The sequence below is a fragment of the Collinsella sp. LCP19S3_B6 genome, assembly GCF_052121815.1.
In the GTDB taxonomy this organism is placed as follows: Bacteria; Actinomycetota; Coriobacteriia; order Coriobacteriales; family Coriobacteriaceae; genus Collinsella.
The window spans coordinates 14,993-38,453 of the sequence record NZ_JBQKDN010000011.1 but is presented as its reverse complement, the minus strand read 5'-3'; the positions used below and the strand labels follow the sequence as shown (position 1 = coordinate 38,453).

Sequence of the window (23,461 nt, the reverse complement as noted above, 5' to 3'; positions counted from 1 at the left end):
CATCGGCGCGGTGGCCCTGCGGGGCTGCCGCGCTGCCTGCTTGCCTGATGCCGCATGAGCGGCTATCATGCCCACCGTCGCCTCAAGACCGGGGCGTCCGAGCAGTTCGGGTCCGATATCCTGCTCGTTAAACCTAAAACCAAAGGAGTACATAATGATCAAGAAGGTCATGGAGGACTACAAGGTCCTGTTGCGGAGCATTCCCGCGGCAACGGTTTCGCTGTTTTTCGTGAGCGTCATCATGATGAACCTGCTGGCCAACAAAGAGCTCATCAGCCTGCCGTATCTGGCACTCGATTGCGGCTTTGTGGTGAGCTGGGTCTCGTTTTTGTGCCAGGACATGATCTGCAAGCGCTTTGGCGCCAAGGCATCCATCAAAATCTCTATCCTCGCACTGGCGGTCAACCTTGCCGTGAGCCTGTGCTTTTGGGTGTGCTCGCTCACACCCGGTATGTGGGGCGCCTACTACGACACGGGCATGATCGAGGTCAACACCGCCCTTAACGCCACCATCGGCGGCACCTGGTACGTGGTGCTGGGCTCTTCGCTGGCAATGTTCGTTTCTGCCGTGGTTAACTCCACGCTCAACCAGTCGCTCGGCCGTATGCTCAAAAAGAATAACTTTGCGAGCTTCGCCTTCCGCTCCTATGTGTCCACGGGTGTTGGCCAGTTTATCGACAACCTGGTCTTTGCCATTGTGGTGAGCCACACGTTCTTTGGTTGGACCTGGGTGCAGGTCCTTATGTGCTCGCTGACCGGCGCTGTTGCCGAGCTGCTGTGCGAGGTCTTCCTGAGCCCCGTGGGCTATAAGGTCGTGCGCGGCTGGGAGCGTGAGAATGTGGGCGCCGAGTACCTTGAGCGCCACGCAACCGCCTAAGGAGCAAGTATGCGGGTTTTGATTACGGGCGCTTCGGGCGGTATCGGAGCCGCGTGCGTGCAGCGCTTTTTGGACGAGGGCCACGAGGTCGTGGGCTTTGATCTGCTGCCGGCGGTGATCGAACACGAGCGCTACCGCCATCTGGTCGTTGATGTACGCGAGCCTGACTCGTTTCCAGGCGATCTTGAACCCCAGGTAATCGTGAACGTTGCCGGTACGCAGGATTCGGTCGACGATATCGCCGCCAACCTGTGTGGCACCATCAACGTGACCGAGCGCTACGCCTTTGTGGGGGAGGGGCTTGCTGCCAAGCCGGCGCCCGCCATCAAATCCGTGGTCAATGTGGGGTCGGCGAGCGGGCATACGGGATCGGAGTTTCCCGCCTATGCTGCCAGCAAGGGCGGCGTTATCGCCTACACCAAGAACCTTGCAAACCGCCTGGCACCGCAGGCCATCGCCAACAGTGTGGACCCGGGTGGAGTTATCACGCCGCTCAACCGTTGCGTGATGGAAGACGAACACCTGTGGAACCAGATTATGGAGCTTACACCGCTTAAACGCTGGGCAACCGCCCAAGAGATCGCCGAATGGATCTACTTTGTGGGCGTGACCAACCGGTTTATGACCGGGCAGAGCCTGCTCATTGATGGTGGCGAGGCCGGCCGCACACAATTTATTTGGCCCGAATAGGAAACGCGCCCGATGGAAAGCCGTCGGGCGTATTTTTGATGTATCGATTTTTAGCCGAGACAAGTCCAGTTGACGGGGGTCGAGCCGTGCTGTTCGAGTAGCCGATTGGCTGCCGAGAAGGGTCGCGACCCCATAAAAGCGGGGAGTTCTGCCGTGGCACGGTTGGCCGAAAGCGGCGAGGGGTGCGTGGAGGCAAGGCAGAACTTGCCGGTTGTTTTGCCCGCGTCGATTGCGGCGAGCTTGCCCTCAACCATCTGCTGGGCAAAGCGGCCCCATGCCAAAAAGACTACCGGTTGGGGTAGCTGGCAGCAGCGTTCGATAACGTAGTCGGTGAGCGTACTCCAGCCCAGCTTGGCGTGTGAGTTCGCGGCATGCTCGCGCACGGTAAGCGTAGTGTTGAGGAGCAGGACGCCCTGTTGTGCCCATGGCGTCAGATCTCCCGTGGCGGGAATGGGACAACTCAGATCGGCTTTGAGTTCCTTATAGATGTTGCGCAGGCTTGGCGGCAGCTTGGTTTGCGTCGCGGGGACCGAGAACGATAACCCCATGGCCTGGTTGGGCCCGTGATAAGGATCTTGGCCCAAGATGACAACTTTGACCTGGTCGGCCGGCGTGTAGGCGAGGGCATTGAGGATGTCGTCTTGTGCCGGGTAGATGGTCTGCTCGGCACGCAAAAGGGCGATGCGCTCGAGCAGCTGGTTCGTAGTGTCACGTACCGGCTGCGGCGCATCGCCCAACCAAGTTGCTATGTTGCGGTCGCGAGTTGCGGTGTCCATGGAGCTCCTTTATGGCAAATGCTATGTTGGCATCTATTGTAAAGGCGCACCGGTTGCCTTTATGCCGCGGCTGCATGAAGAGCGGGGTCTACGAGGCGCGCTCGGGCACTCCTGCCATATGAGCGCGTCCATGTGCGCGGAGGTGCGGAAGCTCGACGGTTGCCGCCATGACGCCGGTGAGGATGAGAGCTGCACCCAGGAAGGCGATGGGGCTCAGGACCTCGCCGACTAGGAAGAACGAAAAGACGGCGGAACAGACTGGCTCGAGCGAGAAGGCAAAGCCGGTGGTCTCGGCGGGCACGTGGGGCTGCACGAGCGTCTGGGTGATAAAGCCGTAGGCAGAGCAGATGAGTGCGAGTGCGACGACGACCACGACCTCGCCCGGCGTGCCGGGGAGTGTGAAACCGCCAAAGGTGAATGCGGCGATGCCCGAGAATAAGCCGCCGAAGCCCAGCTGCCAAACGCCCAGAGCAAGCGGATCGACTTCTTCGACAAAGCGCTTGGCCACGATAATGTGGCCGGCATAGACAAAGGCGGAGAGCAGCATGATGAGCGCGCCCGGGTTCAGGCTGGTGAAGTCGGCGCCCGAGAGCAGCAACATACCGCAGGTGACGATGGCGGTGCCGACGAGCACTTTGCGCTCGGGGGCGCGGTGCAGCAGGGCGGCGTTGGCAAACGGCACGATCACGACCGTCAGGCTCTGCAAAAAGCCGGCAGTGGAGGCAGAGGTGAGGCTGGAGCCCAGGCACATGCAGGTGAGCTCGGTTGCCATGATGGCGCCGATGATGGCGGTACGGACCATAAGGTCGCGGTTAATGCGCAACGCGCGCTTGTGGAAGAGCAGCAGGCAGGCCACAAAAGCGATGATGCAGCGTAGCGCGACGATACTCGTGGCGTTCATGCTGTCCATGCCGATCTTCATGAGGGGATACGAAAAGCCCCATGCGACGGGAACGGAAAATGAGAGCGCGATTGCTTTTTTGCGATCCATGGGACTCCTTTTGTTGCAGAACGGTTTCGTAAAAAGGATTCTGCTCCCAGATTTGGATGTAGTAAAGCGAATGTATCTTCAGTATGATTAAGAAATGCTAATGTCATTAGGAAAAGCACTGGCAAAATGTTTTACGGCTGCATTGTTGTGGAGGCACGATGGCGTCGCGGTATCAGATTGTTTGTATGGTGGTCGATTGCGGCAGCCTTAAGGGCGCGGCGGACGAGCTGGGCTATACGCAAAGTGCGGTGAGCCAGGCCGTCAAGGCACTCGAGCGCGAGCTGGGTACCACGCTTATCGAGCGCGGTAAGCAGGGCGTTTCGCTTACGCGCGACGGTAAACAATATCTGCCGTATCTGCGCCAGATTGTGACTGCCGAGGCTGAGCTCGAGGGCAAGCGCCAGGAGCTACTGGGGCTTTCGTCGTCCGATATTCGCATCGCGACGTTTACCAACGTGAGTCGAACCGTGTTACCGCGCGTGATCCGCGACTTTGGGGCGCTGCACCCGGGCGTACGCTTTACCCTCAAGCAGGGCGACTACACGCGCAACGCCCAATGGGTGCACGACGGCGTAGTGGATTTTTGCTTTACGGCACGTGGGTTTACCGCAGGGCTCGAGAAGCGCGTGGTCTATCACGACGAGTTGGTGGCACTGTTGCCTGTCGCGCATCCGCTGGCGGCAAAGGAAAAAGTGACGCTCGCCGACCTGGCTTCCGAGCCGTTTGTGCTGCTGGATGAGGGCGAACAGAGCCTGGTGCTCGATGCATTCGCGGCGCATGGCCTGTCGCCGCACGTGACGAGCGAGGTCACCGACGACTACACCATCATGGCGATGGTGGAGGAGGGCCTAGGCGTGAGTATGCTCTACCGTCGTACTGTGGAGGGCATGCAGGCCGATATTCGCGTACGTCCCATCGTGCACGCTCCCTCACGCGACGTAGTGGCGGCCTGGCGCAGCTGGGACACCATGCCTATCGCCACGAGGCGCTTTATCGACTACATGAGCTCGCATATTGTCAATTAATGACTGGCGTGGCGTTGAGTGCGGTGTTTAGCAGGCTGTTGCTTTGGCTTGGGTGGCGCGATAGGTGCGTGCCGGGTGGCAGAGTAGTACCGCCACGACCATAAAGAACGCCGTGGTGCCCAGGCTGATGGGGTAGACCATCATGATGTTCGCAAAGGTGCGGAAGTGCGGGAACACGCAGAATACCCAATAGAAGCGGATGCCGCAGACGCAGATCATGGTGATAAGGGCGGGTATGAGCGAGATACCAAAGCCGCGCAGGTAGCCGGACATGTTCTCGTAGAACATGCTAAAGGCATACGCAGGGAAGATCGAGCACACGCGGATATAGCCGATCGAGACGATGTTGGGATCGCTGTTGAACAACGACAAGATCTCGCGCCCCAGGCCGACAATAACAATAATCGTGGTGAGCGCGACGATACCGCCTTCGACCAGGCAGACCTTAAGGGTCTTGGTGCAGCGGTCGATCTGACGGGCACCGTGGTTTTGCCCCACAAAGGTGGTGCAAGCCTGGCTAAAGCTGTTGAGCAGGTTGTAGCACACGTACTCCAGGCTCATGGCGGCGCTCGAGGCCGCCATGACCTCGGTGCCCAGGCTGTTGATGGCGGACTGGATGATGATGTTGGCGACGGCAAAGACGGCGCTTTGGATGCCGGCGGGCAGGCCGATCTTGACGATGCGCTTGAGGGCGACGGGGTCGATAGCAAGGTCGCGCGGGGTGACGCGGACGACGGAGTCGGTCTTGAGCAGGCGGATAAAGAGTGTAGCGGCGCTGACGGTGTAGGCGATGACGGTGGCGATGGCGACACCCGCGACGCCCCAGTGGAGTACGGGGACAAAGATGAGGTCCAGGCCAATGTTGAGGACGGTGGACACGGCAAGCGCTTGCAGCGGCATGCGGGTGATGCCGACGGAGCGGAAGATCGCGGCCTCAAAGTTGTAGAGCAAGATTGAGGGCATGCTGAGCAAAAAGACGCGTAGATAGAGCGAAGCGAGCGGCATGGTTTCGGAGGGAACGTTGAGCGCGGCGAGCATGGGCTCGGCAAAGATCTCGCCCAGAGCGATGACGACAAAGCCCACGAGCGCCATTAAAATCGAGGTATGGACGGCGCGTTTGACCATATTCTGATCGTTGCGGCCGATAGCGTTGGCGATGACCACGTTGGAGCCAAGCGACATGCCAATAAACAGGTTGAGCATAAGGCTGGTAAGCGGAACATTGGAGCCGACTGCCGCCATGGCGAGGGTTCCCTGGTCGCCCGAGAAGTTACCGATAATGACCGTGGCGATGAGGTTTGACAGCTGCTCCAAGATGCTCGTGGCGGCCACGGGCAAGGCGAACAGGGGGATATTGCGCCACAGTGAGCCGGTGGTCATGTCGATGTGCTTAGATGCGGTATCAGCCATACGCTCTCAATCTCTAACGTGCTATTTCGTGCTTATTTGCGCAGACGATGATACTCCTAATCACCTAGTCATTGGGGGCGTTCTTAAACGACTAGTCATTCAAGAACGTCCCCAATGACTAGGTGGGGAAGGCGTGCGACAATGGTGTACGTTGTGTTGTTCGCGCTAAGGAGTTGCCATGTTGTTGTGTCCCGTTTGCCATGAGCCGTTGGTGGACGACGAGCGCGGTGCTGCATGCGCGGGCGGACACCGGTTTGACCGTGCGCGCGAGGGTTATCTATATCTGCTACGTTCGTCCAAGAGCGGCGACTCCATGGGCGATCCCAAGTCGCAGGCACGCAGCCGTCGTGACTTTTTGAACCGTGGCTACTATGCGCCGCTGCGCGATGCAATGGTCGAGCTGGTGCGCAAACGGGTTTCTGGGCGTGCTGCGTCTACAGGCGGTCCCATGACGCTGCTCGATATTTGCTGCGGCGAGGGTTACTACACCAGCGCCATGGGCGCGGTGCCGGGCGTGGACGCTTATGGCTTTGACCTGGGCAAAGAAATGGTACGCCTGGCCGCCAAGCGCGGCGATGCGACCTATTTTGTGGCCAACATGAAAGACATCCCAGTGGCCGATGGCGCCTTCGATATGGTGACCGAGCTCTTTGCTCCCTTTAACGAGCGCGAGTTTGCCCGCGTGTTGGCGCCGGAGGGTTCGCTCTACACCGTGGTGCCGGGTGCCCGTCATCTCTTTGGGCTCAAGGAGGTGCTCTACGACACGCCGTACCTCAACGACGAAAAGCTTCCGAAGACGATGGAGCTTAAACTGGTCGGCACACAGCGGGTGTCCGCGAATATTACGCTCCAGACCCAGGCCGACATCGAGGCGGTGTTCCAGATGACGCCGTACTACTACCGCACACGCCCTACCGACAAAGAGCGCCTGGCAAACCTGGACACCCTTAAAACCGACATCGACTTCATCATTGCCGAGTACCGCCACAGCTAACCAACCTGCCAAAAAGGGACAGGTTTATTTTGGCAGGTTTTATCTGGGCAAATGTAAAGGGCCGACCGCGTTACTGCGCGATCGGCCCATGTTAGTTGCTTGGCTGCAGGGGTTATGAGAAGCGAGTGCCTACAGGCGGTCCTTGTTCTCGGCCTTAACGGCGCGCGCCTGCTGAACAAAGAACAGGTCGTAGACCACGATGACAAAGGCGCCGATATTGACGGCGCTGCCGCCGAGTGCGGGAAGCGTGAGCACGGCCTGCGCAATCGTGGCGATTGCGGCAACGATGCCGAGCTTAAACGCGCTATCCACCTGCGAGGGCTTGTTGGCGCCCTTGATGCCCGCAACACCTGCGGAAAGATCGACAATGCCCTTGACGACAAGCACGACCGCGGCGAGCATGGCGTTCGACCCGTACGTGGAATCGAGGCTGCCCCTGGCGATACCGATACCGGCGATGACGAGGCTGGCGATGCCCAAAACAAAGTAGATGAGGGCAAGGATTTTGAGAGTCTTGCGAGCGGAGCTCATGGCTGGTCCTTTCGATACGAGTACGCCGATCTGGCGTAGCCCATGTGCTGCACATATGGTGAAGCACATTGTAGTTCAACGCAGCGATGCGTGCGCCTGAAAGCGCTTTGAGCCCGCGCAGCCCAATTCGACCTTTCAAAAAGGAAAGCTGGACGTAAGCCAAATCGATGGCAGCTCATGTGCGGCGCTGCGATGATGAGACCGTAACAAGGAGCTGTTCTTAAGGAGGAGCCATGATGTACGGAGCGGGGCGAGTGCATGAGCCGCGGTCGTTGGGAAGGCGCATGGGCGATTCTGTGATCGCTGCCGTGTGCACGGGATTGATGGCGGTGCTTTGCATTGGGATGCTGTGGGCCATGTCGCATGTGGGACAATAGCGGACGGTTGGGTGCTGGCATAAACGGCGCTCACGTATTCATTTTGCTTGTTAAGGAGTACCCATGGGCGTCGTCGATCCCTTTTCTGTTGCTCGGGCCGCGGGGCTTGAGCTGATCGGGAAGTCCGCGGGCCTCACGCTCACCGACGGCACGATGGAGTTGCGTGCCGATTTTGTCCGCATGCTGCCACGGCTCAAACAGGGTCGTCTGCAGCAAGAGCTGTTGGTAAAGGCTGCGCGCGCAAAAGGCGTCGAGTGCCCATGGGCGATTGATGCCACGGCAGGCTTTGGCGAGGATTCGCTGCTGCTGGCGGCTGCGGGCTTTACCGTCGATCTGTATGAGCAGGATTGCGTGATCGCGGCGCTCCTCAAGGATGCCTTGGATCGCGCGGCAGATGATCCGGCGCTTGCGACTGCCGTGGCCCACATGCGCTTGCATGCGGGCGAGGACAGCATTGCCGGCCTTCACCATATAACTGAGTTGATCGGGCAGGGCGAGCTCACCGCTCCCGATGTGGTGTATCTGGACCCCATGTTTCCCGAGCGCACAAAGAGCGCGGCGGTTAAAAAGAAGTTTCAACTCTTGCATCATCTGGAACAGCCGTGTGCCGATGAGGAGACGCTGGTCGAAGCTGCGCTTGCGGTGCGCCCGCGCAAGGTCGTTATCAAGCGGCCGGTGAAGGGGCCGCTGCTTGCCGGCGTTAAGCCGAGCTATCAACTTGCGGGCAAGGCCGTTCGTTACGATGTTTTGGTGCCGCCGCGCCCGTAGCTTGCGTGCGATGGTTGGCGCTCCGTCAGTGCCGTGCCGATGCGGGGCCTATTTCCAAGGGTGCGACGTCAGGTGCCAGCCGCCGCAGTATTCGCATTTGTAGCAGGCCAAACCACGCCGCCCGCGGTTTTCGCAGTCGGCCATAACGGCCTCGGCCTCGGCGCGTGTGTCGTAACGGTTTTTGCGCTCGCACGACTTGTAGCGCCAGGCTTCATCGCGCTCGGCGTTCAGGGCGTCGCGGCGCTCGTCCTCGCGCGCAAACAGGTCGCTCATAGCGCCGCCGGTGGCAGCGCCCAAAAACTCGCTTTTGGCCTTTGACCAGGCGGCTCGCTTTTTGCTTCCCATCTGCTTCTCACCCCTCTTCAAACGCTGGTATCATTGCTCAATCAAAGTGATACCAATAAACGTGAGGTCGCCGCGTGATGATCAGAAAAACCCTCGATACCGACATTCCCGCCGTCATGGCTATCTATGACGCGGCCCGTGCCTTTATGCGCGCGCATGGCAACGCCACGCAGTGGCCCGAGGGCACGCCTTCTGCCGAGCAGCTGGCTGCCGATATCGCCGCCGGTGGTAGCTATGTGTTCGAAGTCGACGGCCGCGTGGTGGCGACGTTTGCCTTTTTACCGGGCCCGGACGAGTGCTATGACGTAATTGAGGATGGGCAATGGCGTAGCGACACTCCGTACGCCGTGCTGCACCGTGTGGCGTCCGACGGCACCGTGCACGGTATCGCGGCTGCGATGTTCGCCTTTGCCAAAGAGCGTGCCGACCATCTGCGTATCGATACGCATCGGGACAACCTGCCCATGCAGGGCGCGAGTATTAAAGCGGGGTTTGAGCGTGCCGGCGTCGTGTATGTGTCGGACGGCACGCCGCGTGTTGCATTTGACTGGCTGCGCGAGGCATAAGAGCGGGGGCGCGTATCTACGCTCCATGTAAGCGAAAATGGCCCCGGATGGGGCCATTTTGATCGCTGCGCTGTTTTGCAAGGTGGTAGATGTCGCTCGCTGTCGGCTCTAAGGCACCTACGCTCGGGGCAGCTCGCTTCCGCAGTGGCAACACTTGGTCGCGCCTTCGTGCACCTCTTCCAGGCAATACGGACAGACGGGCGCCGGTGCGGCTTCCTCGGCGGTGACGCCGGCGAGCCTGTCGCCGATCTCCTGCGCCTTGTTGAATGCCTTGACGATGGCAAAGACGATTGCCGCCACAATCAAAAAATTGATGCACGAGCCGATAAAGGCGCCAAAGTCGATATTAGTGCCCGGCACCACCAGCCCCGAGATCTCGGTAGCGCTACCGCCGGCAATCACGGAGATAAGCGGGTTGATGATGTTATCGGTAAGTGAGGTCACGATGGCGGTGAATGCGCCACCGATAATCACGCCGACGGCCATGTCCATCACGTTGCCGCGATTGATGAATTCCTTGAACTCGTTGAGCAATGTCTTCATGATGACTCCTCGCTGTTGTGGGGTTAGCGTTGTTACCGCCCCGGATGAGCCCGAGCAGGCAAAAAGGGGAGGTGCCGGCTTTCGCAAGGCGCGAACCTACGAAAATCGCCGCGCGGCAACGCGGGGCAATGAGCTCGGTCGGGGGATAGGGCCCGCTTCGCCCGCCGGCCCGTAAATTGTATCATCCAGTGTGGAACGATAGCGCCCGTTGCCGCGTGCGACGGGCTTGCAATAAGAGGAGAGCCATGTCGAAGCAAGCGGTCGTTGGAATCTTGGCGCATGTCGATGCTGGCAAGACCACGCTGGCCGAGGCCATGCTGTTCGATGCGGGTCGCATTCGTAAGCGCGGCCGCGTGGACGATGGCGATTCGCATCTGGACACTGACGCGATCGAGCGCGAGCGCGGCATTACGATTTTCTCGTCGCAGGCCGTGCTCGACCACGGTGATACCCGCGTCATGCTCGTGGATGCACCGGGGCATGTCGATTTTTCTGCCGAGGCGGAGCGCACGCTGCGCGCACTCGACTACGCGATTTTAGTTGTGGGCGCCAACGACGGCGTGCAGGGGCACACCGAAACCCTGTGGCGCCTGCTTGCGCGCTATGACATTCCGACGTTCATCTATATTAACAAAATCGATTTGGAGAATCCCGGCCGCGATGTTTTACTGGCACAACTTGGGCGGCGTCTTTCCGAAGGCTGCCTGGATGCCAACGAACTGTTGGAGGGCGGCGCCGTTCAGGAGGACGCTGCTGCGTTGGACGAGGCGGCGCTCGAGGAGTTTCTTGAGGCAGGTGAGCTTTCCGTCGCAACGCTGTCGCGCATGGTTGCCGAGCGCAAGCTCTTTCCCTGCTTTGCCGGCTCGGCGCTCAAGGTCCAGGGCGTGAGCGAGCTGCTGGATGGCATATGCGTGCTGATGCGCGAACAGTTATGGCTTCCGGAGTTTGCCGCGCGCGTCTATCGTGTCAGCCGCGGGGATCGCGGTGAGCGCTTGGCATGGGTTAAAGTGACCGGCGGCACGCTGTGTGCAAAACAGATGATCAGCGGACGTTCCGGTGCCGAGGTATGGGAGCAGAAGGTCGATCAGGTGCGCATCTATAACGGCGAAAAGTATGAGCTTGCCCAAGAAGTTGCTGCTGGCGGTATTTGTGCCGTGACGGGTCTTGCGCACGTTCGCCCAGGGGACGCCTTGGGTGCGGAGCCCGTGTGTGATGCGCCCGTCATCGCTCCGGTCCTCACCTATACGGTGCTTCCGGGTGAACACGATGTCCATGCGGTGTTTAAAGCGCTGACTGAGTTGGCGGACGAAGATCCCATGCTCGGCGTAAGCTGGAATACTCATCTGGAGCAGATTCACCTGCAGCTGATGGGCGCCGTGCAACTCGAGGTCGTGCAGCGGGTGTTGGCCGATCGCTTCGGCCTTTCGATTTCGTTTGAGCCCGGCGGCATTCTCTATAAGGAGACCATTTCGCAGCCGGTCGAGGGCGTGGGCCACTTTGAGCCGCTGCGCCACTATGCCGAGGTGCATCTGCGCCTAGAGCCGTTGCCGGCGGGTTCGGGCGTGCAGTTTGGCACCGTGACTTCGACCGACGAGCTCGATCTTAACTGGCAACGCCTGGCGCTCACAAACGCCATGGAGCGAGATCACCTGGGCGTGCTGACCGGCTCGCCCATCACCGATGTGCGCATTACGCTCACAGGTGGCCGTGCGCATGCCAAACACACCGAGGGCGGCGACTTTCGCCAGGCCACGTACCGCGCGATTCGCCAGGGGCTCATGCAGGCGCGTGAGGCCGGCGCGGCGGTGCTGTTGGAGCCGTGGTATCGCTTTGAGCTCGAGGTGCCGGGGGAGTGTGTGGGCAGGGCGTTGTCAGACGCCACGCGTATGGGAGCCGACTACGAGCCGCCGACGATGGCGGGCGAACGGGCAAAGCTTGTGGGTCGCGTGCCGGCATCCGAGGTCCAGGATTATGCGCTGGAGGTGGCCGCCTACACGAGCGGTCGCGGGCATCTGTACCTGGAGTTTGCCGGTTATGCGGCATGCCATGATGCCGAGCGCATCATCGAGACTGTCGCCTATGAGCCCGAGGCCGATCTACCCAACACGCCCGACTCGGTCTTTTGCTCTCACGGCGCTGGCTACACGGTCAAGTGGTACGACGTCCCCGAGGCAGCCCACGTAAAGGTCGATCCCGCCACCTTCCGCCCCTGGCGAGCGGCGGACGTCGAGTTTTTCGGCCATAGGTGATAGAGGGTCAGTCTCTTTGTCGCATCCTGTTGGTATAACTCGGTATAAGTTGGTATAACTGTTACCAGGGTTTGCCAATCCGAGGAGGCCGACATGAATCCAAATCCCTTTAAGCCCACGGCTGGCAAGCGGCCTCCGATACTCATCGGCCGCGAGTCGGTCATCGAAGATTTCGAGGAAGGGCTCGATAACGGCGCCGGAGCGCCGGGCAGGCTCATGCTCATTACGGGAAACCGCGGCTGTGGCAAAACAGTTCTCTTGCGGGAGCTGCAGCGTTTAGCTAGCGAGCGCGGATGGGCGGTTGTCTCCGATTCCGCCTCGCTTGGCCTATGCGACCGCTTGGCCGACGCGCTTCGCTCGAATAAACCCGTTGTGACGTCAATGGAGTTTGGTCCGTCGTTTGGCCGAATGTCGGTCGAGGCGGCGCGGGCAAAAGGCGAGACGTTGCGCGGGTTAGTCAACGAACGCCTCAAGAAACTCGGGCCAGGAAAGGGCTTACTGTTTGCGATTGACGAGGCCCAATCGGCATCTATCGAGGAGCTGGCGGCGCTGGCCGTTCTCTATCAGCAGGTGCTCGGAGACCAGGATGCTACGGGCTTGCCCGATAGCGACCAGCGCGGTCTTGCGCTGGTTTTTGCCGGCTTGCCCAGCATGGTCGATGACTTGCTCGAAGAGCCGAGCGTAACGTTTTTGCGCCGCGCCCAGCAGCGTACGCTGGGGGCGATTTCTTTGCCCAAAGTGCGCGATTCATATATCCAGACGGTCAGAGGCACTGGTCTTTGCGTTGATGCGGAGACGGCGGACCTTGCGGCGCGCAAGAGCATGGGGTATCCCTATATGGTTCAGCTGGTGGGATATTACATGTGGAGGTCTGCTGTCCGGCGTGACTCGCGGGTCATTGAAGTGTGCGATGTCGAGGCTGGCTACGCCGATGCCATCTCCGAGTTCTATGAAGCAGTGGACGCCCCTTTGTATTACGGGTTGCGCAGTCCGCAGCGCCTCTTTATCGAGGCCATGGCGGCTGATGGGGGCAAGCCGACGCGCATGGCTGACATCATTGAGCGCTGCGACCGCACCCAAAGCTGGGCGAGTAAATATCGCGCAAGCCTGATTCGCGAGCGCGTCATCGAGGCTGCCGGATACGGCCTCGTCCGGTTTACCGTGCCCATGCTGGGCGAGTACATCCGCGACCGCGTTTTATGGCATGAGTAGGGTGATAAAGGTGACGGAACAGAAGATGAGCCCGCAGGCTATAGAGGTACGTGGCGCGCGTGTGCACAACCTCAAGGACATCGATATCGATATTCCGCTGGGAAAGCTCGTGGGTATTGCTGGCGTATCGGGTTCGGGCAAGAGTTCGCTGGCACTGGGCGTTCTTTACGCCGAGGGCTCGCGTCGCTACCTGGAGGCGCTTAGCACCTATACCCGCCGTCGTCTGACGCAGGCCGAACATGCCCAGGTGGACGAGGTGCTGCACGTACCGGCGGCGCTCGCATTGCATCAGCGCCCCAGCGTGCCGGGTGTGCGCTCGACCTTTGGTACCATGACCGAGCTCAACAATAGCCTGCGTCTGCTCTTTAGCCGTTGCGCCCATCACGTGTGCCCGCACTGCGGGGCGCGCGTGGAGCCGAGCCTTAACGTGGCCGCGGGCCTGTCGCTCACGTGCCCCGAGTGCGGCCGTGAGTTCTGCGCGCCGGGTGCCGAGGACCTTGCCTTTAACAGCAGCGGCGCGTGTCCCACCTGCGGCGGCACCGGTGTCATGCGCGAGGTGGACGAGGCGAGCCTGGTGCCCGACGAGTCCAAGACTATCAACGAAGGCGCGGTGCTTCCTTGGGGCACGCTCATGTGGGATCTGATGAAGCAAGTGGCAGGCGAGATGGGTGTGCGTACCGACGTGCCGTTTAACCAGCTCACGCCTCAAGAGCGTGACATTGTGTTCCACGGCCCGGCGGTTAAGAAGCACATTCTCTACGTTCCCAAAAACGGCGAGGGCGCTACGCCGCTCGACTTCACCTATTACAATGCCGTCTATACCGTCGAGAACGCGCTCGCCAAGGTTAAGGACGATAAGGGCTTAAAACGTGTGGCGCGCTTTTTGCGCGAGGGGCCATGTCGTGACTGTGGTGGCACGCGCCTCTCCGAGGCTGCGCGCCAGCCCCAGGTGCGCGGTATCAATCTGGCGCAGGCCGCGGCCATGACGCTTGGTGATGCGGTTGAGTGGGTGCACGGGGTGCCCGCATCCTTGCCGCCCGAGATTCGGCCCATGGCGATGGATATCTGCGATTCGTTTTTGAGCGCGGCCCGTCGCCTGGTCGATCTGGGTCTCGACTACCTTTCGCTCGATCGCGCCGGCGCCACGCTCTCCACGGGCGAGCGTCAGCGCGTGCAGCTCGCCCGCGTGGTGCGCAACCGATCGACGGGCGTGCTCTATGTGTTGGACGAGCCTTCGATTGGCTTGCATCCTGCCAATGTTGATGGTCTGGTAGGCGTGATGCGCGATCTGGTTGATGACGGCAACACCGTGGTTGTTGTCGACCACGATACACGTGTGCTGGCGGAAGCCGACTATCTGGTCGAGATGGGCCCCGTTGCCGGAGCAGGCGGCGGTAATGTGATTGCCGCTGGCACGGTGGACGAGGTCGAACAATCGCAGGGCAGCCGCATCGCCCCGTTTTTGCGCGCAGACCCCAAGCGTATGCGTCCGCAGGTGACTGACGAGGAAATGTTCGATCAGGGCCACATCCGCATGGCAACCGATGCCATCCATACCGTCAAACCGCTCGAAGTCGATATACCGCGCGGTCGCCTTGTCGCGGTGACGGGCGTTTCGGGTTCGGGTAAGACGACGTTGGTGCTCGAGACACTCATCCCGGCGCTTAAGGCCCAGGCAGCTGGCGAGCGCGTGCCAAGCCATGTGCGCTGGGTCGACGCTGAGGGTATCGCACGCGCAAACCTGATTGACGCTACACCTATCGGCGCCAACGTGCGCTCGACGGTAGCGACCTATGCCGACATCCATGATGAGCTGCGTCGCGCTTTCGCCCGTACACCCGAGGCCAAGGCAGCCGGCTACAAGGCGGGTGCCTTTAGCTACAACACTGGCGCCTTGCGCTGCCCTACATGCGATGGCACGGGCTCGATATCGCTCGACGTGCAATTTTTGCCCGATGTCGAAATCGTCTGCCCGGCATGCCGTGGTTCGCGCTACGCCGAGGCCGCCTCGCATATCCATCGCGAGGGCAAGGACGGGAGCAAGCTTACGTTGCCGCAGCTCATGGACATGAGCGTGGACGAGGCTCTCGACGCCACGGTGGGGCTCAAGAAGGTTCAGGCGCGCTTGCTGACCTTGCACGACCTGGGCTTGGGCTATCTTACACTCGGTGAGCCCACGCCGGCGCTTTCGGGCGGCGAGGCGCAGCGTTTAAAGCTTGCGAGCGAGATGGGCCGCGTGCAGGACGATGCCGTATTCGTATTCGACGAGCCCACGATCGGCCTGCATCCGCTCGATGTTCAGGTGCTGCTGAACGTGTTTGACGGCCTCGTCGCCAAGGGCGCCACGGTTATCGTGATCGAGCACGATCTCGACCTTATCCGCAATGCCGATTATGTGATCGACATGGGGCCGGGCGGTGGCGATGCGGGCGGGCAAGTCGTCTGCGCCGGCACTCCGGCGGATATCGCTGCTTGCTCCAAGAGCATTACTGGCCGCTACCTATAGACAATGAGGCAAAGGGACAGTCCCTTTGCCTCATTGATGCCTATTTCACGCATTGAGCGGCGAGATAGTCGCGGAAGAATGGCAATTCAAAAGCGACGATTCCGCGCCCGCGTTCTCCAATGATGCCGGCATCTATCATGCGGCGTCGGTAGCGGGAGACCTGCTGCGGCGAACGCTTAAGGCGCTCGACAAGGTCAGCGGTGGTGGATTCTTCCTCGTCATCGAGCATGGCGATGAGGAATCGCTTGTCCTTTGCCGTGAGTTCCCGATAGGTTGCCGCGAGGATTCGGTCGTCCATCTCGTCGCGCGCGATTTTGATTCCCAGGCCAAAGTCGCGTGACGAGATTTCCTTCGAATCGCTTGTGAGATCCCAGGCACGGTAGCCTACGAGTTGCAATAGGAAGGGAAAACCAGAGATCGAGCGAACGGCTCTATCGATTCCCTCAGCATCTGCCAGGCGGTCGTTTTCCTGGATTGTGCGAATCAAGACCTCGCGTACGTCATAGTCGGCAATGCGACCCAGATGATATTGTTGGGCGCGGCGAAGGAACGAGACCGTCTTGTGGTTCAGTAGCGTCGATACGTTGTTGGGAAGTCCCGCCATGAGCAGGGCGATGCGTTTCCCATCGGTCACAAAGTGCTGATACGTGGCTGCGAGCTGAATCATCTCGTCGAGTGGCGGGTCCACCTCGTCAACCGTGACGAGCAGGCCGATGCCCGCCTCGTTGAGCTGGTCGATGATATCGCTCATGCGATAACGCCAGGTTGAGGCATCGTGAACGCGATCGACCTCGATGCTGCCGAGCGGTGCAATTCCGAGACCGGTGACTTCGAAGTTCTTAGACGGATCGATAAGATGGCCGGCAGCGCGTTTCGCCCCGAACTCGATTTCCTCAAGCATTCCCGGGAGCGCGGTCGTCTTTACGGCTATCCAGCCGTGGGATTCCGCCCTTGTCGCGAGCGACGACATGAGAGCGGTTTTGCCGGTTCCACGCGCGCCTGAGAAGATCGAGGTCAATTCTGGGCGTCTGCGCTGGCTCAAGAAGGCACGGTCCAAATCCCGAATAATCTGTTGTCTGCCAGCGAGATGGGCAGGAACCTCACCAAAACTGGGGGGTAAACGGGTTCTCGAGATATTTCACAAGGCTCTCCTTTCACACCGCCGTTTAACTTCATTTTACTTTAGTTAATTCTGATTAAAAGTAAGGGCTCTTTATCAAGAGCGTCAATTAGGCGTGTGTGCCATCGGCGTGGCGCTTGAATGTGACAAAGGGGCAGTTCCTTTGTCACATTCCCGGAAAGCCTGTCTGGCGCAGGGCTTCGTAGAGGACGATGGCGGCGCTGTTGGAGAGGTTGAGTGCGCTGATGCGGTAGTCGTCCGGATTGACGAAGTTGCCGCAGATATCCTGCCGAAGGATGGCCTCATGGCCGTCCTCGGTATGTCCGAGCGATTCCTCGTGGGCTTCCCAGGCCTCGGCGTTGTCGAGTGAGTCGCAATCGCGCAGCATGGGGATGCGCTCACAGCGCTCGGGCGCTGCGGCGAGCAGCCCTTCGGGAATCCCCGAGCTTTCGCTGCCAAAGACCAAATAGTCGCCGTCACGGTAAGTGCTTTGCGCATAGGTTCGGCGTGCCTTTTTGGTCAGCAGATGCAAGCGGTCGTCAGCGGGGGAGAGGTCATTGCGCGCAAGGAAATCCTCCCAGCTGGCATAGGTCGTCACGTCCAAGTTTTGCCAGTAGCCCAGGCCGGCGCGACGCACCGTTTTGTCGTCGAGCGAAAAGCCCAGTGGCTCCACCAGATGCAGGCGGGCGCCGGTGACCACGCAGGTACGGCCGATATTACCCGTATTGGCCGGAATCTCGGGCGCATACAGCACGATATTGAACATGAATCTCCTTGGCATAGAACGAAAAACCACCACGAAGGGGCAGTTCACAGTCGCCTTCGTGGTGGTTTGATGGTTACGTGGGCGGAAAACGCCCACTTGGATAACCTAAGCGCGGTGCCAGTCGGTCAGGCAGGCATCGAGGGCGGCGATGAGCGCATCCTTGTCCATGTGACGGCCGATGATGCACAGGCTCGTCATGCGGTCGCCCGTCTCGTCGTCCCAAATCTGCATGATCTCGGGGTTCTCGTCGATGATCTTCTGCTTCTCGCCCTCGGGCGCCGAGTCAACGAACAAGCCGTTCTCCATCAGGCGCATCTGGCGGCCGGCCTGCTCGAACATGTAGCACATGTCCGGATCGCCGGTCTGCCACAGCGGACCCTTGACGCGAATGACCTCGTCGGGCCACTCCTGCTCAACAAAATCGGTGAACTTCTGCAGGTCAAACGGCTTACGGCGCGAGTACACAAAGGTCTCGATGTCGTACTCGAGCACCTCGGGGTCGTCGTGCTCCTCGGGATGCTCCATGGCCTCGATCCAGGCGGCGGAGTTGTAGGCGCGCATAAAGTCGAAGCGATCGGTATCGAGCAGCTCCTCCATGGGGACCTCGCCGTTTTGAGCCTCGATAATCACGGCGTCCTTCTGCAGACTGCGCACGATGGCCTTGAGCTCGGCGATCTGCTCAGGGCTCACGGTATCGGTCTTGTTGAGGATCAGCGTGGAGCAAAACTCGATCTGCTGGATGAGCAGGCTCTCGATGTCGTCCTCGTCGATATCCTCGGCCAGCAGGTCGCGACCGCCGTTGAACTCGTCGTACATGCGGGCGCAGTCGACCACGGCAACGATGTTGTCGAGCGCGAGCTTGGGCTCGCCGCCCACTTTGGCCTCGTCGCAGAAGCTCGAGATGGTGTAGGCGATGGGGATAGGCTCGCAAATACCGGAGGCCTCGATGATGATGTAGTCGAACTTGCCCGAATCGGCGATGCCCTGCAGCTGGTTGGCCAGGTCGTCCGAAAGCGTGCAGCAGATGCAGCCGTTGGTGAGCGGGATGAGGTCGTCGGTCTCGGAAAGGCCACCGTCGGCGATAAGGCTGGCGTCGACGTTGATCTCGCCGATATCGTTGACGATCACGGCGGCGCGGATACCGCCGTCGTTGGCGAGGATATGGTTGAGCAGCGTGGTCTTGCCGGCACCGAGGTATCCGGTAAGCATGATGATCTTCACGGGTTTGTTGGGCATGTGCCCTCCTTTGTTAGACATGGCTTACAGTATAATCATATGCCAAACGCCTGCTCTTATACCCACGCGCCGGCAAATAACACAGGCTACTCCCAGGCTCCCCATACATCGGGGCAATAGCCGACGGTGGCCTTTTTGCCGTTGCGCACGATGGGCTCGGCCAGTACCTGCTGATTCTCGAGCAGCTTATCAAAGCGCTGGCTGGGAGTGAGGTGCTGGATAAGTGCGAGTGTCTCCTCGTCCTTGGCTTTGGGGTTGAGCAGCTTGTCGATGCCGCCGACCGCCTGCATCACGCTCGTGAGCTCGCCTTTGCTCATCTCCTTTTCCTTAAGGTCAATAAACTGCACCTTAATGCGGCGCTCCTTAAAATAGCGCTGGGCCTTCTTGGTATCGAAGGACTTTTTGGTGCCGAAGATTTGCACGTTCATAGCATGTTCCGCCGTTCTAACGAATGAAGTTGGTGCGCTCGCGATCGGCTTCGGGCGCGCTGATGCCGGCGGCCTGTCCTGCTTCGATACATTGCAGGAGCCAGGCCATGTTCTTGCCGATGTTGCGCATGGTGGCAAGGCCCTCGGCATCCCCATCGGCGTCGCCGGGCACGCGACCAAAGACGTTGTTCCAGTACGTGGAGGCGACCACGGGCATCTGGTTGATGGTGAAGTACTTGTTGAGCACATCGAAGGTGGTCGACGTGCCACCGCGACGGGCGACAGCGACCGCGGCGCCGGGTTTGTGCGCAAAGGCGTGCCCGCCCGCATAGAAGGTGCGATCGAGGGCCGAAAGGATGCGTCCGCTGGGGTGCGCATAGTAGACGGGTGAGCCAAAGACAAAGCCGTCTGCCTGCTCAGCGGCAGCGATGAGCTCGTTCACCACGTCGTCGTCAAAGGTGCAGCGACCCCCAAGCTTGCCACACTGGCCGCAACCGATACAATCGCGAATGGGCTTGGCGCCCAGCTGAAATACCTCACTATCGATGCCTTCGGCTTTAAGCTGCTCTGCAATCTCGGCGAGCGCCCGGGCGGTGTTTCCGTTTGCCTTGGGACTGCCGTTGACCAAAAGAACCTTCATCACAAACTCCCTCTGCTGTCGGTGACTTCTGCTGAGAATTATCTCACGTTGCGTGCGATGACGTTGGCATGGTGCGGGCGATGTTTATCCCGCAACGTTCTTAAGGGCGTTCATGCCTAAGGCCATCTAGGGGCATTGCGGTACGGCATGGGGAATGCATTGGGAAACGTTCGATAAATGCTTATAAACACGTTTTTGACGGCATACGTTGACAGATATACTTGTTGAGTTCAAAAGCATGGGAACGGAGATGGTTGCATGGCACAGCCGGAGACATCACACACAGTGGGGCTTGCGCTCGAGGGAGGCGGCTACCGCGGTATGTATACGGCGGGCGTGCTCGACGTTTGGATGGAGCACGGTTTGACCTGCGATCATATGGTGGGTGTCTCGGCGGGCGCGGCGTTTGGCTACAACTTTAAATCGCGCCAGATCGGCCGCGCCATTCGCTACAACAAAGCCTATTGTGCCGACAAGCGCTATGCGAGCGTGACAAGCTGGTTGCGAACCGGTGACATGTTCAATGCCGATTTTGCCTATCACGAGGTGCCTATCGAGCGCGATCCCATCGACTTGGAGGCGTATCGCGCCTGCCCCATGCGATTTACGTGCGTGTGTACCGATATCGAGACGGGCAAGGCCGTCTATCACGATCTGCCGTATGGCGACGAGCGCGATATCGAGTGGATTCGGGCATCGTCGGCGATTCCCGTGGCGACCAAGCCCGTCTGGATTGATGGACATCGATATCTGGATGGCGGTGTGGCCGATTCTATTCCCAGCGCATGGCTGTTTGCGCAGGGGTATGACCGTAACATCGTGGTGCTGACGCAGCCGGCGGGCTTTGTGAAACAACCCAATAGCTTGATGCCTATGCTGCGCCGCGTGTTTCGCCGCTATCCAGAGTTTGTCGCGGCGCTTGAGCACCGGCACGAGGTTTATAACGCCACGCTCGATGACCTGACGCGTCGCGAGGCCGGCGACGAGGTTTTTGTGGTGCGTCCGAGCGAATCGGTGAAGGTGCCATCGCTGTGTCGTGAGCCAGAGGAGCTCGAACGTATCTACCAGGTCGGTCGGCGTGATGCGGAGGCCACGTTGCCCGCACTAGAGGTGTATCTGGCAGGGTAGAGCCACGGTCGCTGACTCGGCGGAAAGTGCATCTCAGAATGAGCCTTCGAAATGGGGCATAGTTTCCCATGGAGACCGCTCGGGAAAGCGTGCCCCACTTTTCGGCCGTAGTTTGGGACACAGTTTCCCGTTGGGCGGATTTCGGAAAGCATGTCCCAGAATTTGCGCCCAGAACGGGATACAGTTTCCCAGACGGCGGATTCCGGAAAGTGCATCCCGGAATCTACGTCTAGACTGGGACACAGTTTCCCGCTGACTCTCTATATGGAAAGCGCATCCCAGAATGGAGGTCCAAACTGGGATGCGCTTTGCGCTATTGAAGATATGAGGCTGCGAATCAGCTGCTCGGCCTATGCCTATGCCTGCTGCCAGGTGTCGACAAGCTCCTTGGCTGCGGCGTGGGGGTCGTCAGCGCTGCAGACGGCGCTCACCACAAAGAAGCCCTCGACGCCGGTGGCCTTGAGCTGCGGCAGATCGGCTTTTTTGACGCCGCCGCCGACCACGATGGGAACGGGGCTTGCCGCATGGAGCGCGGCCAGGTCCTCAAAGCTCTTGGTGATGATGGAGCCATCTGCCGCGCGTCCACAGTCGCGCTTGGTCTCGGTCTCGTGGAGCGGGCCGATGCCCAGGTAGTCGACTAGACTCATGTCGGCGGTCTTGACGTACTCGAGCATTTCCTCGCAACGGGCCGAAAGGCCCACGATGGCATCGGGGCCCAGAAGCTTGCGGCAGACCTCGACGGGAATATCGCTCTGGCCCACATGCACGCCGTCGACGGCGATACCCTGTTCGCGTGCGGCGAGTACGCAGTCCAGACGGTCGTCGATAAGCAGGGCGACCTTGCCGGTCTTGCCGGCGCGAGCGATAGCCTGCGCGGCATCGCCGGTCAGCGCGATGATCTCGCGGGCACTTGCCACCTTGGAGCGCACCTGGATGCAGGTAAAGCCGGCATCCAGCGCCTGCGCTACCACATCGCCCACGGGACGTCCCAGCGTGTTTTCGGGGCCGAGTACCAGATAGGCCGAGATATCAAGGTTGTCGCGGATGCTCATCGTGCTTCCTCCTGCTTTTTGATCTGCGCTTCCATGCGCTCGAGTTTGCCGGTCATGGTGTCGGTAAAACCGGGTCGAATATCGGCTTTGAGCACGACTTCGGTGCGGATGCCCTTGCTTGCCAACACAAAGGTTGCGTCGCGTACGACCTGCATGACCTCGTCCCAGTCGCCCTCGATCTCGGTGAACATCGAGGTGGTGCGGTTGGGAAGGCCGCTCTCGCGAATGACGCGCACGACCTCGGCGACCTCGGCGGACAGCTCGTCGCCTGTGCCGCACGGGGCGATGGCTACGGCGACGAGCGTGTTCATGTCGGCAGCGGTTGCGGGTTCGGACATGGCTTATGCCTCCTCGAGCTCGAGGCGGTTATTCGCAATATCCTGAGCGGTCGCGCGGTAGAGTTCGTCGATAAAGGCGACCTTAAATCTTGCCGGGGCATCGGCGACAGAGGCGGCACGCGTGCCGGCAACGTTGTAGACAGCGGTACCGCAGATGGCTGCCGTAAACGGATCGGCGGCGCAAGCGTACACGGCCAGGACGCCGCCCTGCGAGCAGCCACAGCCGGTAATCTTGGACATGAGCGGGCTGCCGCCGTGGGACTTGGCCACGGTCGTGCCGTCGGTAATCAGGTCGACTTCGCCCGAGACCACTACGGCGCCGCCGGTGTAGCGGGCGAGTGCCACGGCAGCGCCGCGGGCGGCGTCGACCGTATCGGTGGTATCGACACCGCGCACGCGGCTCAGGTCAGCCGCCTCGCCTTCAAGACCCCATAGGCCGGCGAGCGCGATGATCTCGGAGGCGTTGCCGCGCACGATGGCGGGCTTGTACTGCTTGAGCTCGTTTACCAACTGGGTGCGCAGACTACCGATGCCCAGGCCCACCGGATCGAGCACCCAGGGCTTGCCGGCGTCGTGTGCCGCCTTGGCCGCACGGGGAATCGTCTGCTCGTAGATGGGGAAGAGCGTGCCCATGTTGAGATAGATGGCGCCGCCGCCGGCAACGAGCGCCTCGCCCTCGTCGGGCAGATAGACCATGGCGGCCGAACCGCCTACGGCGAGCTGCGCGTTGGCGACAAAGTCGATCGTCACCGTGTTGGTGATGGAGCCGGCCATCGGGTTGGTGGCGCGAATCTCCTCCACGGCCTTGACCACATTTTGTTTAAGCTGTTTCGAATCAATCACTGCACATGCCTCCTTGGCATAGAAAAGGGGCGCTGTGCATAGACAGCGCC

24 protein-coding genes are annotated in these 23,461 nt (G+C 60.3%); 10 read left to right on the top strand and 14 right to left on the bottom strand.

Going from position 1 to position 23,461, the window contains the following annotated elements:
- Positions 1-154: 154 nt before the first annotated feature.
- Complete coding sequence (locus ACTQWD_RS05535) at positions 155-877, top strand: VUT family protein (RefSeq protein ID WP_441559464.1); 723 nt, start codon at positions 155-157, stop codon at positions 875-877.
- 9 nt (positions 878-886) lie between these two features.
- A complete protein-coding gene (locus ACTQWD_RS05530) occupies positions 887-1,567 on the top strand; it encodes an SDR family NAD(P)-dependent oxidoreductase (RefSeq protein WP_441063998.1) in 681 nt (226 codons plus the stop codon).
- A 50-nt stretch (positions 1,568-1,617) separates the two neighbouring features.
- Here ACTQWD_RS05530 and ACTQWD_RS05525 read toward each other — a convergent pair whose 3' ends face one another.
- Together ACTQWD_RS05525 and ACTQWD_RS05520 are read right to left on the bottom strand one after the other, a co-directional pair.
- On the bottom strand, positions 1,618-2,343 hold the full coding sequence (locus ACTQWD_RS05525) for a uracil-DNA glycosylase (RefSeq protein WP_441559463.1): 726 nt from the start codon (positions 2,341-2,343) through the stop codon (positions 1,618-1,620).
- Between the two features lie 88 nt (positions 2,344-2,431).
- Positions 2,432-3,334: a DMT family transporter gene (locus ACTQWD_RS05520; protein WP_441559462.1), complete on the bottom strand. Its 903-nt coding sequence runs from the start codon at positions 3,332-3,334 to the stop codon at positions 2,432-2,434.
- 158 nt (positions 3,335-3,492) lie between these two features.
- On the opposite strand from ACTQWD_RS05520, the gene ACTQWD_RS05515 reads away from it, so the two are divergent.
- On the top strand, positions 3,493-4,359 hold the full coding sequence (locus ACTQWD_RS05515; RefSeq protein ID WP_441068590.1) for a LysR family transcriptional regulator: 867 nt from the start codon (positions 3,493-3,495) through the stop codon (positions 4,357-4,359).
- A 27-nt stretch (positions 4,360-4,386) separates the two neighbouring features.
- Here the strand turns inward: ACTQWD_RS05515 and ACTQWD_RS05510 are convergent, their stop codons facing one another.
- Positions 4,387-5,769 carry an MATE family efflux transporter gene (locus ACTQWD_RS05510; RefSeq protein WP_441559461.1) on the bottom strand — a complete coding sequence of 461 codons (1,383 nt, stop codon included), beginning with the start codon at positions 5,767-5,769 and terminating at the stop codon, positions 4,387-4,389.
- A 178-nt stretch (positions 5,770-5,947) separates the two neighbouring features.
- On the opposite strand from ACTQWD_RS05510, the gene ACTQWD_RS05505 reads away from it, so the two are divergent.
- On the top strand, positions 5,948-6,763 hold the full coding sequence (locus ACTQWD_RS05505; RefSeq protein ID WP_154516992.1) for a putative RNA methyltransferase: 816 nt from the start codon (positions 5,948-5,950) through the stop codon (positions 6,761-6,763).
- A gap of 129 nt (positions 6,764-6,892) precedes the next feature.
- Here ACTQWD_RS05505 and ACTQWD_RS05500 read toward each other — a convergent pair whose 3' ends face one another.
- Complete coding sequence (locus ACTQWD_RS05500) at positions 6,893-7,294, bottom strand: hypothetical protein (RefSeq protein ID WP_441559460.1); 402 nt, start codon at positions 7,292-7,294, stop codon at positions 6,893-6,895.
- Positions 7,295-7,734: 440 nt separating this feature from the next.
- On the opposite strand from ACTQWD_RS05500, the gene ACTQWD_RS05495 reads away from it, so the two are divergent.
- On the top strand, positions 7,735-8,439 hold the full coding sequence (locus ACTQWD_RS05495; RefSeq protein ID WP_441554613.1) for a class I SAM-dependent methyltransferase: 705 nt from the start codon (positions 7,735-7,737) through the stop codon (positions 8,437-8,439).
- 48 nt (positions 8,440-8,487) lie between these two features.
- Here the strand turns inward: ACTQWD_RS05495 and ACTQWD_RS05490 are convergent, their stop codons facing one another.
- Positions 8,488-8,784, bottom strand: a complete 297-nt coding sequence (locus tag ACTQWD_RS05490; RefSeq protein ID WP_427747514.1) for a hypothetical protein — start codon at positions 8,782-8,784, stop codon at positions 8,488-8,490.
- A gap of 77 nt (positions 8,785-8,861) precedes the next feature.
- Between ACTQWD_RS05490 and ACTQWD_RS05485 the strand changes: the two genes are divergently transcribed.
- Positions 8,862-9,350 (top strand): N-acetyltransferase, encoded by a 489-nt coding sequence (locus ACTQWD_RS05485; protein WP_154517003.1) that lies wholly within the window; start codon positions 8,862-8,864, stop codon positions 9,348-9,350.
- A 117-nt stretch (positions 9,351-9,467) separates the two neighbouring features.
- On the opposite strand, the gene mscL is transcribed toward ACTQWD_RS05485, so the two are convergent.
- On the bottom strand, positions 9,468-9,893 hold the full coding sequence (gene mscL / locus ACTQWD_RS05480) for a large conductance mechanosensitive channel protein MscL (RefSeq protein ID WP_441559459.1): 426 nt from the start codon (positions 9,891-9,893) through the stop codon (positions 9,468-9,470).
- Positions 9,894-10,138: 245 nt separating this feature from the next.
- Between mscL and ACTQWD_RS05475 the strand changes: the two genes are divergently transcribed.
- The 3 genes from ACTQWD_RS05475 to ACTQWD_RS05465 all read left to right on the top strand — a co-directional run bounded on the left by ACTQWD_RS05475 (position 10,139) and on the right by ACTQWD_RS05465 (position 15,860).
- A complete protein-coding gene (locus tag ACTQWD_RS05475; protein WP_441559458.1) occupies positions 10,139-12,142 on the top strand; it encodes a GTP-binding protein in 2,004 nt (667 codons plus the stop codon).
- A gap of 93 nt (positions 12,143-12,235) precedes the next feature.
- On the top strand, positions 12,236-13,354 hold the full coding sequence (locus tag ACTQWD_RS05470) for an AAA family ATPase (protein WP_441559457.1): 1,119 nt from the start codon (positions 12,236-12,238) through the stop codon (positions 13,352-13,354).
- A complete protein-coding gene (locus tag ACTQWD_RS05465; protein ID WP_441559456.1) occupies positions 13,347-15,860 on the top strand; it encodes an excinuclease ABC subunit UvrA in 2,514 nt (837 codons plus the stop codon). Before ACTQWD_RS05470 ends, ACTQWD_RS05465 begins: the two co-directional genes overlap by 8 nt.
- A gap of 40 nt (positions 15,861-15,900) precedes the next feature.
- Here ACTQWD_RS05465 and ACTQWD_RS05460 read toward each other — a convergent pair whose 3' ends face one another.
- The 5 genes from ACTQWD_RS05460 to ACTQWD_RS05440 all read right to left on the bottom strand — a co-directional run bounded on the left by ACTQWD_RS05460 (position 15,901) and on the right by ACTQWD_RS05440 (position 20,050).
- Positions 15,901-16,761, bottom strand: a complete 861-nt coding sequence (locus ACTQWD_RS05460; RefSeq protein ID WP_441559455.1) for an ATP-binding protein — start codon at positions 16,759-16,761, stop codon at positions 15,901-15,903.
- 385 nt (positions 16,762-17,146) lie between these two features.
- Complete coding sequence (locus tag ACTQWD_RS05455; RefSeq protein ID WP_441068575.1) at positions 17,147-17,746, bottom strand: tRNA (cytidine(34)-2'-O)-methyltransferase; 600 nt, start codon at positions 17,744-17,746, stop codon at positions 17,147-17,149.
- Positions 17,747-17,851: 105 nt separating this feature from the next.
- Positions 17,852-18,982 (bottom strand): GTP-binding protein, encoded by a 1,131-nt coding sequence (locus ACTQWD_RS05450; RefSeq protein WP_441033699.1) that lies wholly within the window; start codon positions 18,980-18,982, stop codon positions 17,852-17,854.
- Positions 18,983-19,068: 86 nt separating this feature from the next.
- The gene (locus ACTQWD_RS05445; RefSeq protein ID WP_055252194.1) at positions 19,069-19,410 is read right to left on the bottom strand and encodes an arsenate reductase family protein; all 342 of its coding nucleotides are present in this window, start codon (positions 19,408-19,410) and stop codon (positions 19,069-19,071) included.
- Positions 19,411-19,426: 16 nt separating this feature from the next.
- Positions 19,427-20,050, bottom strand: coding sequence for a flavodoxin family protein (locus tag ACTQWD_RS05440; RefSeq protein WP_441559454.1), 624 nt, complete (start codon positions 20,048-20,050; stop codon positions 19,427-19,429).
- 258 nt (positions 20,051-20,308) lie between these two features.
- On the opposite strand from ACTQWD_RS05440, the gene ACTQWD_RS05435 reads away from it, so the two are divergent.
- Complete coding sequence (locus ACTQWD_RS05435; RefSeq protein ID WP_427719865.1) at positions 20,309-21,178, top strand: patatin-like phospholipase family protein; 870 nt, start codon at positions 20,309-20,311, stop codon at positions 21,176-21,178.
- A gap of 356 nt (positions 21,179-21,534) precedes the next feature.
- Here ACTQWD_RS05435 and ACTQWD_RS05430 read toward each other — a convergent pair whose 3' ends face one another.
- The 3 genes from ACTQWD_RS05430 to thiM are packed head-to-tail and all read right to left on the bottom strand — an operon-like array spanning position 21,535 to position 23,411.
- Positions 21,535-22,230: a thiamine phosphate synthase gene (locus ACTQWD_RS05430; RefSeq protein ID WP_441056301.1), complete on the bottom strand. Its 696-nt coding sequence runs from the start codon at positions 22,228-22,230 to the stop codon at positions 21,535-21,537.
- Positions 22,227-22,568 carry a thiamine-binding protein gene (locus ACTQWD_RS05425; protein WP_427719764.1) on the bottom strand — a complete coding sequence of 114 codons (342 nt, stop codon included), beginning with the start codon at positions 22,566-22,568 and terminating at the stop codon, positions 22,227-22,229. The genes ACTQWD_RS05430 and ACTQWD_RS05425 overlap by 4 nt, the downstream gene beginning before the upstream one ends.
- Positions 22,569-22,571: 3 nt before the next feature.
- Positions 22,572-23,411, bottom strand: coding sequence for a hydroxyethylthiazole kinase (thiM, locus tag ACTQWD_RS05420; protein WP_441559453.1), 840 nt, complete (start codon positions 23,409-23,411; stop codon positions 22,572-22,574).
- Positions 23,412-23,461: the final 50 nt, after the last annotated feature.